Origin of the sequence: Streptomyces sp. NPDC049887, from assembly GCF_040656535.1 — a bacterium.
Classification (GTDB): domain Bacteria; phylum Actinomycetota; class Actinomycetes; order Streptomycetales; family Streptomycetaceae; genus Streptomyces.
On record NZ_JBFAMM010000015.1, the window covers coordinates 90,230 to 102,628 of the forward strand.

Consider the following 12,399-nt stretch of genomic DNA (forward strand, 5'->3'; position numbering starts at 1 on the left):
GAGCGGGCATCGAATGCGCTCCGGGGTGGTATCCGGCGTGCTCAGAGCCTCCCCGTGGCGGGCCCGAGGCCGCACGGCGCACCCTTTCCGCAGGTCAACGCCTCAGCACCGGGACTCGACGAGCACACACAGCCAGCCCTCATGGACGTTCGGTGAACGGGGACACTCTTCCGGATAACGGTCTCGTCACGCTCGCAGGCACTTCCCTTCGTTACTCGCCGTTATGTGATTCCGGTCACCCAGTGATGCGCAAAAAAAGTGTTAGAACTGCGCAACTCCGCAGAAGGCCTCGTGCCGTGACGCGGGGCGCGCCGGTCCCGCCGGCGCGGCACGACCAGGGCGATCAGGTTCGAGTCCGCGAACCGACGCGCCCCGGGTCGCCGAACGGACAACGGCGTTCGCTCCAAGACCGCACACCTTCCGGTGCAGCTCGCCTGCGCCGGTCCTGCGCCATGAGGTAGCCACTGTGTCACTCGAGTCCATGACCGAATCCGTCGACAAGGCAGTCAGCGGATTCTTCGAGCCCATCGCCAGCTGGCTCGGAGAAGTAGTCTTCTACTCCGTTCCCGTCGCCGGGACGGATCTCCCCCTCATCGTCGCCTGGCTCGTCGTCGCCGGCCTCGTCTTCTCCGCGTGGTTCGGGCTGGTACAGATACGCAAGTTCCGCCTCGCCGTCGACGTGGTGCGCGGGAAGTACGACGAGAAGGGGTCGACCGGTGAGGTCAACCACTTCCAGGCCCTGACCGCGGCCGTCTCCGGCACCGTCGGCCTCGGCAACATCGCGGGTGTGGCGGTCGCCGTCTCCATCGGTGGCCCCGGTGCGACCTTCTGGATGATCCTCTGCGGTCTGCTGGGCATGGCGACGAAGTTCGTCGAGGTGACCCTCGGTGTGAAGTACCGCGAGGTCCACGCGGACGGCACCGTCTCCGGCGGCCCGATGCACTACCTCCCCAAGGGCTTCGTCGACCGCTTCGGCAAGAACGGCAAGCTCCTCGGCAAGGTCCTCGCGATCCTCGCGTCGATCATGGTGCTGTTCTTCGGCCTCTTCGGCGGCAACCTCTTCCAGGTCAACCAGAGCTACGCCCAGCTCGTCTCCGTCACCGGCGGCGACAACGGCGCGCTCGGCTCCTCGACCGGCGCCCTGTTCTTCGGCATCCTCATCGCCGCGCTCGTCGGCATCGTGCTGCTCGGCGGCATCCGCTCCATCGCCAACGTCACCAGCAAGCTGGTGCCGTCGATGGCGGCCATCTACATCGCCGCCTGCCTGGTCGTCCTGCTCGTCAACGTCACGGCGGTACCGGACGCGATCGCGACCATCGTGCGCGAGGCGTTCAGCCCCACGGGCGTGGCGGGCGGCGTCATCGGCGCCCTGATCGTCGGCTTCAAGCGGGCCGCCTTCTCCAACGAGGCCGGCCTCGGCTCCGCCCCGATCGCGCACTCCGCGGTGAAGACCAAGCACCCCGCGAGCGAGGGCCTGGTCGCCCTGCTGGAGCCGTTCATCGACACCGTCATCATCTGCACCATGACGGCCCTCACCATCGTGATCGCCAACCCGGCCAGTTACGAGGCGGCGCGCAAGGCGGCCAGCGAGGGCGAGGCGGTCGGCGGCGGCGTCACCATCACCTCGGACGCCTTCGGCACGGTGCTGCCCTGGTTCCCGTACATCCTCACCTTCGCGGTGCTGCTCTTCGCCATCTCGACGGTGCTGACGTGGGGCTACTACTGCCTCAAGGCCTGGACTCACCTCTTCGGCCGCAGCAAGGCCAGCGAGACCACCTTCAAGGTGCTCTACACGCTGTTCGCCGTCGCGGGCTCGCTGCTCACCCTGCAGACCCTGATCGACATGGCCGACGCGGTCCTCTTCATGCTGGCGGTCATCAACATCATCGGTCTCTACCTGCTCGCCCCGGTCGTCAAGCGGGAGCTGAACACCTTCCTGGAGTTCGTCCGGGCCCGCAAGGCCGGTCAGAAGGACGACTCCGGCGAGGACCAGGAGCCGGCGAAGACCACCGTCTGACCGCCCTCGCGGTCCGGCTCCTGAAGGGGCCGCATGCGCCCGCGCCTTGCGCATGCGGCCCCTTCATCCACGTTCCCGCAGGTGGGGTGCTGTCTGGTGACAGTGCCCGCCTTCTGGTTAGGGTGTTAAGAACGCGTCAACACGACGCGAGGTGTGCCGGGAAGTCTGGTCGGCGGCAAAGGGCGCAGTGTGCCCGCAACAACGACGGCCCGGAGGCCCCCCTCATGTCAGACGCTCCGCGTCAGCGCACCACCTTCCTCGGCCTGCTGCCCCTGCCCGAGCGCAACGCCGTGGCCCAGGCGCTGCGTACGGAGACCGTCGGCGGACTCGTCCTCCTCGCCGCGGCGGTCGTCGCGCTGGTGTGGGCGAACAGCCCGTGGAGCGGCGTCTACGAGGCGATACGCGACTTCCACTTCGGCATACCCGCCCTCGGCCTCGACCTCTCCGTCGGCCACTGGACCGCCGACGGTCTCCTGGCCGTCTTCTTCCTGGTCGCGGGGATCGAGCTCAAGCGAGAACTCGTCGTCGGCGAACTCCGCAACCCCGCAACCGCCGCCCTGCCGGTCATCGCGGCGGTCTGCGGCATGGTCGTTCCCGCCGCCCTCTACGCCGCCGTCGCCGTGCCGGCGGGGGGCTCGCCGGACGGCTGGGCCGTACCGATGGCCACCGACATCGCCTTCGCGCTCGCGGTCCTGGCCGTCCTCAGCACCCATCTGCCCGCCGCTCTCCGCGCGTTCCTGCTCACCCTCGCCGTCGTCGACGACCTCGGCGCGATCCTGATCATCGCGGTGTTCTTCACCAACGACCTGAACTTCGCGGCGCTCGGCGGGGCGTTCGCCGGACTGGCCCTCTTCTACGCCCTCCAGCGCCTGCGGGTCAGGGGCTGGTGGTGGTACGTGCCCCTCGGCATCGCCATCTGGGCGCTGATGTACAACGGCGGCGTCCACGCCACGGTCGCGGGCGTCGCCATGGGCCTGATCCTGCGCACCACCCGCGACAAGGGCGAGGACGCGTCCCCCGCCGAGCGCACCTCGCATCTGCTCCACCCGGTCTCGGCAGGCGTGGCGGTGCCGCTGTTCGCCCTGTTCGCCGCGGGTGTCGGCGTCTCCGGAGCGGCCCTGAGCGAGGTCTTCACCCGTCCCGAACCGCTCGGGGTGGTCCTCGGACTCGTCGTCGGCAAGACGGTCGGCATCTTCGCCGGCACCTATCTCGCCGCTCGTTACACCCGCGCCCGGCTCAACCCGGATCTCGAGTGGGCGGACGTCTTCTCCCTCGCGGTCCTGGCGGGCATCGGCTTCACCGTCGCCCTCCTCATCGGGGAGCTCGCCTTCCCAGACCCGTCCCGGGCCGAGCAGATCAAGGCGGCGGTCCTGGTCGGATCGCTGATCGCGGCGGGCCTCGCCGCCCTGCTGATCAAACGCCGCAACGCCGTCTACCGCCGCCTCTACGAGGAGGAGACGCGCGACGACGACGCGGACGGCATCCCCGACATCTACCAGCGGGCGGAATCGGCTCCCGCAGCGACCGACACCACCCGGTGACGGTGCCCGGCTCGACCTCGCACGAAGGGCCGCCCCCGACTCCCGCCGCCCCGGACTCTCGCCGCCGGGTGGCCGAGGCGTCCACCGAGCGCCCGGGTGACGGGCGCCCTGCGGGGCGGGGAGCGGAGGTCGCCGCGGCTCAGCGACGCCCGGCCCCGGCACCCGGCCGGCCGCGTCGCGCGGACGTGGCCCCGGCGGCCGACGGCTGACGCCCTGGGGGCGGAGCTTCGTTCCTACGGCGTTCCCCGGGTGAGCCGCTTCTCGAACCAGTGGTGGGCGTAGGGCTCGTCGTTGAAGGGCGGGACCTCGGTGTAACCGCTGTCTCGGTAGAGACGCGTGGCCGCCTCCAGGGCCCTGTTGGTGTCGAGCCTCACCAGCTCGCTGCCGTGCCGGGCGGCACGTTCCTCGAGTTCGGACAGCAGGCGCCGGGCCAGGCCGAGCCCTCGGGCGCCGGGACGGACCCACAGCCGCTTGATCTCGGCGGGTGCTCCGGCCGGCAGCTTGAGCCCGGCGCAGCCCACCGGCTCACCGTGCAGCCGGGCCACGAGGAACAGTCCGCGCGGCGCGCGCAGTTCGCCCGGGTCTGGCAGCAGGCTGTTCGCGGGGTCGAAACCGCCGTCGAAGAGCTCCCCCAGTTCCGCTGCGTAGGACCTCAGGCAGTGGGCGGCGTCCGGATGGTCCGGGTCGAGCACGGACAAGGTGACCGTCGAAGCGGTCAGCAGTCGTTCGACCTCCGCCATCGCCGAGGTCAGCCGGTCCCGCTGCCGGGCGTTGAGCGGGGCGAGGAGCGATGCGGCGAGCGCGTCGCTGCGGCCGTCGAGAAGGGCGCGCTCCCGCCGTCCGGCCTCGGTCAGCCGCACCGTGCGTACCCGCCGGTCGCGGGGGTGCGGCTGCACGGCGACGAGGCCGTCCCGTTCGAGCGCCCGCAGCAGCCGGCTCACATAGCCGGAGTCGAGGCCGAGCCGGTCCCGCACGCCGCGTACGTCGTGCGTGTCGCCGTCGCCGATCTGCCAGAGCAGTCGCGCCTGCCCGTACGGACGTGCGCCGCCCAGATAGTGGTCGTGCAGCACTCCCACCCTTTCGGCGACCGTCCGGTTGAATCGCCGCACCTGGTCCACCTGCTCATCGGTCATCCTCTGACTCTAGTCAGAGGAAAACGGCCGGGCAAGCCGGTCGCACCGGGGCCCGGCGTCGCGGTGCCCCGGCACGGGCGGGCAGGGCCCGCTCTCCGGCCGGCGGACCGGACGGGGGTGCGGGGAACCGCTCCGCGAGGACATGAATCGCGGTTGGCAGGCATGTGCGAGACGCTGTACGGAAGAGCGCGCCCCGCAGGGTCGACCAACCGCGGGGAGGCGCGCCGACAGCGGTGACGCATGTCCGGTTTGGCACCCGCACCCGAGTGAGGAAGGCGGGCTGTGATGAGCGATCCGGGGACGGGCCCTGCCGGGCCGAGCGACGGCGACACGGCCCCACTCTCGGCGATACGGCTGAACGTCAACGATCACATGTGGCGGCTCGAGGTGGATCCGCGGACCTCGCTGCTCGACGCGCTGCGCGAACACCTGCGCCTGAGCGGGACGAAGAAGGGGTGCGACCACGGTCAGTGCGGAGCCTGCACGGTGCTGGTCAACGGCCGGCGCGTCAACTCCTGTCTGTCACTCGCCGTCATGCACGAGGACGACGAGATCGTCACGATCGAGGGTCTCGGAGATCCCGACCACCTTCACCCCCTGCAGCGCGCCTTCGTCGAGAAGGACGGTTTCCAGTGCGGTTACTGCACGCCGGGGCAGATCTGTTCGGCGGTCGGCATGCTGGCCGAGGTGGAGGCGGGCTGGCCCAGCCACGCCACCACCGACGTGGCCTCGCCGCAGATCGCGCTGACCGACGCGGAGATCCGGGAGCGGATGAGCGGAAACATCTGCCGGTGCGCCGCCTATCCGAACATCGTCGCGGCCATCCGCGGCACGGCCGAAGGCGGTACGGCATGAGGTCCTTCACCTACGAGCGCGCAACGGACCCGCGGGCCGCCGTCGCCGCGGTGTCCAGGGAGGGCGCGAAGTTCATCAGCGGCGGCACCAACCTTCTGGACCTGATGAAGCTGGACATCGAGAAGCCGAGCCATCTGGTCGACATCAGCCGGCTCCCGCTGCGCGACATCGAGGAACTCCCGGACGGCGGGCTGCGTATCGGCGCTCAGGCGCCGAACTCCGAGGTGGCCGCCCACGCCCTGGTGCGCACCCGCTGTCCGGTGCTGTCGGAGGCGCTGGTGTCCGGTGCCTCGGGCCAGTTGCGCAACAAGGCGTCCACGGGGGGAAACCTGCTGCAGCGCACCCGGTGCCCCTACTTCTACGACACCGCCGCGGGCTGCAACAAGCGGGAGCCGGGGAGCGGGTGCTCGGCCATCGGCGGGTTCAACCGCATACACGCGATCCTCGGCACGAGTGGATCCTGCATCGCCACCCACCCCTCGGACATGGCCGTGGCCCTGACGGTGCTGGACGCGGAGGTCGAACTCCTCGACGCCGACCAGGCGGTGCGCCGCGTCGCCATCACCGACTTCTACCGACCGCCGGGCGACACACCGCACATCGAGACCGTGCTGCGGCCCGGAGAGATGATCACGGGCGTCGTCCTGCCGCCGCCCCCGCCGGGCCGGCAGAGGTACCGCAAGGTGCGCGACCGGGCGTCCTACGAGTTCGCTCTGGTCTCCGTGGCGGTCGTCGTGTCGACGACCGACGAAGGGACCGTCGGTGAGGCCCGGGTGGCGTTCGGCGGTGTGGCGCACAAGCCGTGGCGGTCCGTCGAGGCGGAGGCCGCGCTGACCGGCCGGCCCGCCCGGATGGCCACGTATCGCGCCGCCGCCGAGGCGGCCATGCACGGTGCGGCCGGACAGGGGCACAACGACTTCAAGATCGAGCTGGCCCGGCGCACTTTGTGCCGCACGCTGGCGCAGGTGGCCGGGACCGGCTGAGCCCCGCCAGGCGGCCGGGACCGACCGGGCCCGGGAGCCGACCGGCGGGCACACCGGCCCCGCAGGAGGAGGCGAGATGATCGGGCACGCTGTGGACCGCGTCGACGGGCCGCTCAAGGCGACCGGGCGGGCAGCCTACGCCTACGAGCACTGGGAGGCCGGCCCGCCGCTCTACGGTTTCATCGTTGGGGCGACGATCGGCAAGGGCCGCATCACCCGGATCGACACCGAGGAGGCCGGGCGGGCACCCGGCGTGCACCTGGTGATGACTCATCTCAACGCCCCGGCGCAGGGCCCCCGCGACGAGTCCGTTCCCTTCGAGTACTGGCGCGCCCAGCCGGAGCTCACCGGCCCCGAGATCCATTACTACGGCGAACCGGTGGCGCTCGTCGTCGCCGGGACCCTCGAGCAGGCCCGGGCCGCGGCCGGCCTCGTCGAGGTCGAGTACAGCGCCGGGCGCGGACGGTTCGATTTCGCCGATTTCGAGGACGACGTCTACATCCCGAAGGTGGTCAACGCCGGCCTCCCCACCGACACCGAAGTCGGCGACTTCGAGGCCGGCTTCAACGACGCGGAGGTCAGGGTCGACCAGCACTACACGACACCGTACGAATTCTCGTTGCCGATAGAGCCGAACGCGTGTCTGGCGGAACCGCGCGGCGAGGACCTGGTCGTCCACGTCAGCTCCCAGATCGTCAACGCTGCGCAGATATCGGTCGCCGCGACGCTCCTGATGGCCCCCGAGCGCGTCCACGCCGTCGCACCCTTCGTCGGCGGGGGGTTCGGCTCGAAACTGGGCATTCACTCGGAGACGATCCTGGCGGCACTCGCCGCCCGCACGCTGCGCCGGCCGGTGAAGGTCGCGATGACCCGGCAGCAGGTCTTCCAACTCGTCGGCATGCGACCGACGTCGCGCCAGCGGGTCCGGCTGGGCGCGGAGCGCGACGGGCGGCTGACGGCGATCGCCCACGACGTCACGATGCACACCAACCCCGACGTCGAGTACGCCGAGCAGACCGCCGCCACCACGCGCAGCCTCTACGCAGCGCCCCACCGGTTGACCAGCCACCGGCTGGCGGCGCTCGACCTGCCGCGCGGGACGGACGTCCGCGCGCCGGGCGAGGCGCCGGGCATGCTGGCGGTCGAGTCGGCGATGGACGAACTGGCCCATGCGCTCGGCCTGGACCCGGTCGAGCTGCGGATCCGCAACGAGCCCACCGTCGACCCCGAGCGGAACGTGCCGTACAGCGAACGGCGGTTGGTCGACTGCCTGCGCGAAGGCGCCCGCCGGTTCGGGTGGGAGCAACGCCCGGTCACGCCTGCGAGTGTGCGCGACGGGCGGTGGCTGGTCGGCTACGGCATGTCGGCGGCCATCCGCGGGCACTTCCAGGGACCGACGACGGTACGCGTGCGGCTGGAGGCGGACGGCACCGCCGTCGTCCGCACGGACATGACCGACATCGGCACGGGCACGTACACCATCCTCACCCAGGTCGCGGCCGAGGGACTCGGACTCCCCCTCGAACGGGTGCGGATAGAGCTGGGGCTCTCCGATCTCCCCACCAGCTGGGGCTCGGGAGGCTCGTGGGGCGCCACCAATTCGTGCACCGCCACGCACCGGGCGTGCCTGGCCCTGCGCGAGAAGCTGCTGCAGGCGGCCTGCGGCGACGCGCGCTCCCCACTGCACGGACTGGACCCGGCCGACGCCGTGTTCTCCGACGGGAGCGTCCGCATCGGCGGGGCGTCCGAGACACTGGGAGGGATCGCCGCACGCAGCCGTCCCGACGATGTGGAGGCCGAGGGCCGGATCCGCTACATGGGCGATGAACCGAACTACTCCGACTACTCGATCAACACCTACGGGGCCCACTTCGCGGAGGTGGGTGTCGACGCGGACACGGCCGAGATCCGTCTGCGGCGGATGCTCGGGGTGTTCTCGGTGGGCCGGGTGTTCAACCCGAAGACGGCCCGCTCCCAGCTGATCGGCGGCATGATCTGGGGTGTCGGCGCGGCCCTCGAGGAAGAGGCCGTCGTCGACCCGCGGTCCGGTGCCTTCGTCAACCGGGATCTCGCGGGCTATCTGGTGCCGGTGCACGCCGACATCACCGACGTCGACGCCGTCGTCCTGGACGGCTACGACGACAAGGCCAACGTCCTGGGCGCGAAGGGCGTCGGTGAGCTGGGCATCTGCGGCGCCGGTGCGTCCGTGGTGAACGCGGTGTTCAACGCCACCGGTGTGCGGGTGCGCGACTTCCCCGTCACCATCGAGAAGGTGCTGCCCGGGCTGCCGCCGTTGGACGCCTGAAGACCGAAGACGAGTTCCTCGTCGCCGTTGCGGTGAGCGGTGGCCCCTGCCCCGATCCTTTCGCGCCGAGGGCCCCGCGCCGGCCTTGTGCCAGGTCGTGGCCGCCGCCCCTGGTACGCCCCGGCGGGGCCGGAGAGGAGGCGACCGCCGGGCAGAGGGGTCGGCCCGCCGTCGTCCCGGGCCGTCCACTCCTCACGCACCGTCCCCGCGCCCGGCGCGGACGACCACAGGTCAGTCGGTCGGCCCGGTCGTCGCCGCGGCGGCGAGTGCGATCACCGCACTCCGCGTCCAGGAGAACTGGGCCTTGCGGCGTGCCGTCCGGTCGTCGAAGGCCGGATAGCCGAAGGCTCCACCGGTGTTCTGCTGGGCGACCAGGAAGGACACGGCGTCCCGAGTGATGCGGTGGTGGCCCCAACCGTCCTGGACGAGGGTGCGGAGCGTCGCCGCCAGCTGCCCCAGGTGGTAGCTCTCCCGGGCTTCGCACAGGGAGACCGCGGCGTGGAGAGGATAGAGGCGAGGTTCCCGGTGCCTGTTCTGCCGGGGGATCGCCGAGGCGACGGATCGGCTGAGGACCCCCAGGCCGATCAGCCGGTGCACACCGGCGGCGATGTCCGCGGGGATGCTCTCGAACGAGGCGACAGCGTCGGCGGTGGCTTTGAGGTGTGCGTCCAGGGAGGGGCAGTGGATTTCCGCCCGCCGGAGCGCCAGTGCGAACTCCCCTGCGATCTCCATGCCCTGCTGCTGCCAGAAGGCCGGGGAGGCGTCCGCGAGGTCTGCCGCGCAGCGCTCGAGTGAGGGGCGGGCGAGGTCGTGTTCCCGGATCGCGGACGCGCCGACGGCCGCGGCGGTGACCCCGGCGAGGCCGGAGCGGCGGTCCTGCTCCGGACTCGCGTCGCACAGCCACATCACCGCGTGCCGCAGGGGTGCCCGCAGGAGGACGTTCTCGGCCGGCGGAGACGGGGGCGACTGGGTGCGGCGCCTTGGACTGCGCTCGAGCAGGCCGGCCAGGGCGGCGACGATGGTGGTGTGGTACCCCTCGGCCCAGTGCCGAAAGTCGCTGTCCCCGGCGTCGGTTCCGGGGTGGAGCACGCCTTCGGGGCCGTTCACGCGACCGTTGTCTTCCTGGACCGACTCCAGGAAGGCCCAGGCTCGCTCCGTCGCGCGGGATTCGCCGACACCGAGGCAGTACAGGCAGCACAGGAGCTCACCGACCAGGTCGGCGTTGGTGCGGGCCTCGGCCAGGACGAGAAGTGCTTCGAGGAGCTCGACCGCCTCACCGGGGTGGAACTCGCGAGGCCATACCGGCTCGCGCAGGCCGAAGTCGGTGACGTAGAAGATGGTGTGGGTGATGGCGTAGACGTCCCGATCGGCCAGCTTCAGCACGTTCGGGCGCCGGCACAGGAGCGAGAACGGCAGAACATCGTCCATCGGGGACAGGTCGTGCTCGATTCCGCACAGGTACAGCGTGTGGAGCAGGTCCAGCTGCCGGTACGGCACGCGCTCGAAAGCCGCCGCGTACCCGCCTTCCACGGCCTGCCGGACGATGCGCTCGAACTCCGGGGCGTCGCGGCCGCAGAGCCGCAGAGCCGCGTACGTACCGGCGTACAACAGCAGGGCGCTCTCGTCCCGCGCGATCATCTCCCGATAGGAGGGTTCCCGGGCCACGTCCTCGACCTGCTCGAGAATCGACGCGTAGTCGTCCTTGAGCGGCGCCTCGTCGAGCCGGGCTCGCAGTCCTGCCAGGAACGCCGTCTCGATCAGCGCCTTGCGGGTGAAGAGCACACTGTCGGGCCGGGCGCTGCGCGGGTCCAGCAGGGCCCGGCGCGCAGCGAGCCAGGCGACCGCCCGGTCCTCCACCGCGCGCCTTCGAGATGACCGGACGCCGGGCCGTTCTGTTCTCACCGTGATCCTCCCGGCAGTCATCTTGCTTCGTTCGTTCAGCTGTCAGTGGGCGCCGAGGCGTCCGCTACTTCGTTGGCCACGACCAGGACGTAGCGTTCCCAGGCCAGTACGTAGCCCGCGACATCGTCCAGTTGGCTGACCTGGCCGACCACACGCTCCAGTGGAACGCTGAGATCGACCAGTCCACTGGTTCTGAGGAAATCCAGCGCTTTGCGCGCATCGACCGACGGTGGACAGGACATGGCGAACCTCCTTTTCGGAGTCCAGCATTTCCCGTCCACTATCTGCCCAACGGGCATGGCAGCGGAATATGCGTGCGGAAACTCATAAAGTCATATCTGCGCACTTATGCTGACTGATGTGCGGTTGAGGGCACCTCAGCACCTTGTCCGGCCAGGCGACCGCGCCCGCGTACGCCGGCCCGCCCGCACGGCGCCGGTCGTCGGGTGATCTTCCCCCCGGAGCGGGTAGCCGGGCCGGATGTTCAAGCATCGACGTGTACGGGTTGCGATTGTCCTTCTGAGCAGTTGGATGGTGCTGGCGGCGGTGGAGAGGTGGACCGAGAAGGAGTCGTGGCCTTCCGCGGTGTCGGCCGGACTCCTGTGGTCCGGCGTGGTGACGGGTGCCTGGTGGTTTGCCGAGTGGACGCAGGCCGGGCGGTTTCGCGGGGGCGCTGCGGACGCCGGCGACGGGCACCGCGGGGAAGAGGACCGGCAGTTGCCCGCGGACCGGGTGCGCCGGAGCCGCTGACGTACCGGGAATCCGGGGCTCGCGGGCGGTGGCCGCTGGATCCGTCGCCCCGAGACCCGCAGACCTCCGCGCCGCGCACGGAACGGGAATCGGGCTACCGGAGGAGCCGAGGCCACGCCCCCGGCGGCGGTCGGGGCGGCGAACGGGTGATCTTCAGGGCGGCCGGTCTGCCTCGCCGGGGCAGCGGTTACGCGTGGCGACATGAACGAATCGCTCCATGCTCTCCGTACGCGTACCGTCCTGCCCGCATGTCTCGTCGTCTGCTCCGCCCTGCTCCTCGCCGGCTGCGGCAGCGGCGGGGGCACCAAGGGTCCGGCGGCCGTCGCCACCCCGGCGGCCCCGACCGGCGTCAGCCCCACCGGTTCACCGGACCCCACGGGCACAGGAGCCCGCCTCACTGACGACCAGGTCGCGCGCATGTCGCTGGTGCAGGCGGCCAAGGTCCCCTGGGACGAGGCCGCCGACACGGCCGTCGGCACCGTCTCCGGCGGCAAGTTGGTCGGGATCGAACTGCGGCGCTACAAGGGCGGCGCCACCACCTCTCCCGCACCGGACCCCGGCAGCCCCGAGTGGACGGCCGAGGTGGGCGGCCAGAACGGCATGGTCCACCGGGTCCTCGTGGACGGGGTGTCCGGCACGGTGCTTCGGTCCCAGCCGGACACCGACCAGGACGCGGACGACATGCGCGAGCTCACCGACCGCCTGACCAGGGCTCAGGTGTCGCCGGAGCAGGCGGTGAAGACGGCCACGGACAGGAAGCAGGGAACCGTCACCGACGTCCACCTGGGCGACGAGGACAACACGCTCGTCTGGTCGGTCGACGTCGTGAACCAGCAGGACTGGAGCAAGACGGCCTTCGACATCGACGCCGCCACCGGCGAGGTCCTGCGCGAGCAGGTGGACAAGGGCTGAT

General features: G+C 70.9%; 9 protein-coding genes. 6 read left to right on the top strand and 3 right to left on the bottom strand.

Annotated features, from left to right (window positions below; translation table 11 throughout):
* Positions 1 to 466 precede the first annotated feature (466 nt).
* Both AB0J10_RS19805 and nhaA read left to right on the top strand, forming a co-directional pair.
* On the top strand, positions 467 to 2,017 hold the full coding sequence (locus AB0J10_RS19805; protein WP_363063255.1) for an alanine/glycine:cation symporter family protein: 1,551 nt from the start codon (positions 467 to 469) through the stop codon (positions 2,015 to 2,017).
* Between the two features lie 224 nt (positions 2,018 to 2,241).
* Positions 2,242 to 3,558 (top strand): Na+/H+ antiporter NhaA, encoded by a 1,317-nt coding sequence (nhaA, locus tag AB0J10_RS19810; protein ID WP_363063257.1) that lies wholly within the window; start codon positions 2,242 to 2,244, stop codon positions 3,556 to 3,558.
* Positions 3,559 to 3,791: 233 nt separating this feature from the next.
* On the opposite strand, the gene AB0J10_RS19815 is transcribed toward nhaA, so the two are convergent.
* Positions 3,792 to 4,691 carry a GNAT family N-acetyltransferase gene (locus tag AB0J10_RS19815; RefSeq protein WP_363063259.1) on the bottom strand — a complete coding sequence of 300 codons (900 nt, stop codon included), beginning with the start codon at positions 4,689 to 4,691 and terminating at the stop codon, positions 3,792 to 3,794.
* Positions 4,692 to 4,976: 285 nt separating this feature from the next.
* On the opposite strand from AB0J10_RS19815, the gene AB0J10_RS19820 reads away from it, so the two are divergent.
* The 3 genes from AB0J10_RS19820 to AB0J10_RS19830 all read left to right on the top strand — a co-directional run bounded on the left by AB0J10_RS19820 (position 4,977) and on the right by AB0J10_RS19830 (position 8,834).
* Positions 4,977 to 5,546 (top strand): 2Fe-2S iron-sulfur cluster-binding protein, encoded by a 570-nt coding sequence (locus AB0J10_RS19820; RefSeq protein WP_363063261.1) that lies wholly within the window; start codon positions 4,977 to 4,979, stop codon positions 5,544 to 5,546.
* Positions 5,543 to 6,529 carry a xanthine dehydrogenase family protein subunit M gene (locus AB0J10_RS19825; RefSeq protein ID WP_363063263.1) on the top strand — a complete coding sequence of 329 codons (987 nt, stop codon included), beginning with the start codon at positions 5,543 to 5,545 and terminating at the stop codon, positions 6,527 to 6,529. The genes AB0J10_RS19820 and AB0J10_RS19825 overlap by 4 nt, the downstream gene beginning before the upstream one ends.
* A 76-nt stretch (positions 6,530 to 6,605) precedes the next feature.
* On the top strand, positions 6,606 to 8,834 hold the full coding sequence (locus AB0J10_RS19830; protein WP_363063265.1) for a xanthine dehydrogenase family protein molybdopterin-binding subunit: 2,229 nt from the start codon (positions 6,606 to 6,608) through the stop codon (positions 8,832 to 8,834).
* 231 nt (positions 8,835 to 9,065) lie between these two features.
* On the opposite strand, the gene AB0J10_RS19835 is transcribed toward AB0J10_RS19830, so the two are convergent.
* Together AB0J10_RS19835 and AB0J10_RS19840 are read right to left on the bottom strand one after the other, a co-directional pair.
* A complete protein-coding gene (locus AB0J10_RS19835) occupies positions 9,066 to 10,736 on the bottom strand; it encodes a hypothetical protein (protein WP_363063267.1) in 1,671 nt (556 codons plus the stop codon).
* 35 nt (positions 10,737 to 10,771) lie between these two features.
* On the bottom strand, positions 10,772 to 10,978 hold the full coding sequence (locus tag AB0J10_RS19840) for a hypothetical protein (protein WP_363063269.1): 207 nt from the start codon (positions 10,976 to 10,978) through the stop codon (positions 10,772 to 10,774).
* 709 nt (positions 10,979 to 11,687) lie between these two features.
* On the opposite strand from AB0J10_RS19840, the gene AB0J10_RS19845 reads away from it, so the two are divergent.
* Positions 11,688 to 12,398, top strand: coding sequence for a PepSY domain-containing protein (locus AB0J10_RS19845; RefSeq protein ID WP_363063271.1), 711 nt, complete (start codon positions 11,688 to 11,690; stop codon positions 12,396 to 12,398).
* Position 12,399: the final 1 nt, after the last annotated feature.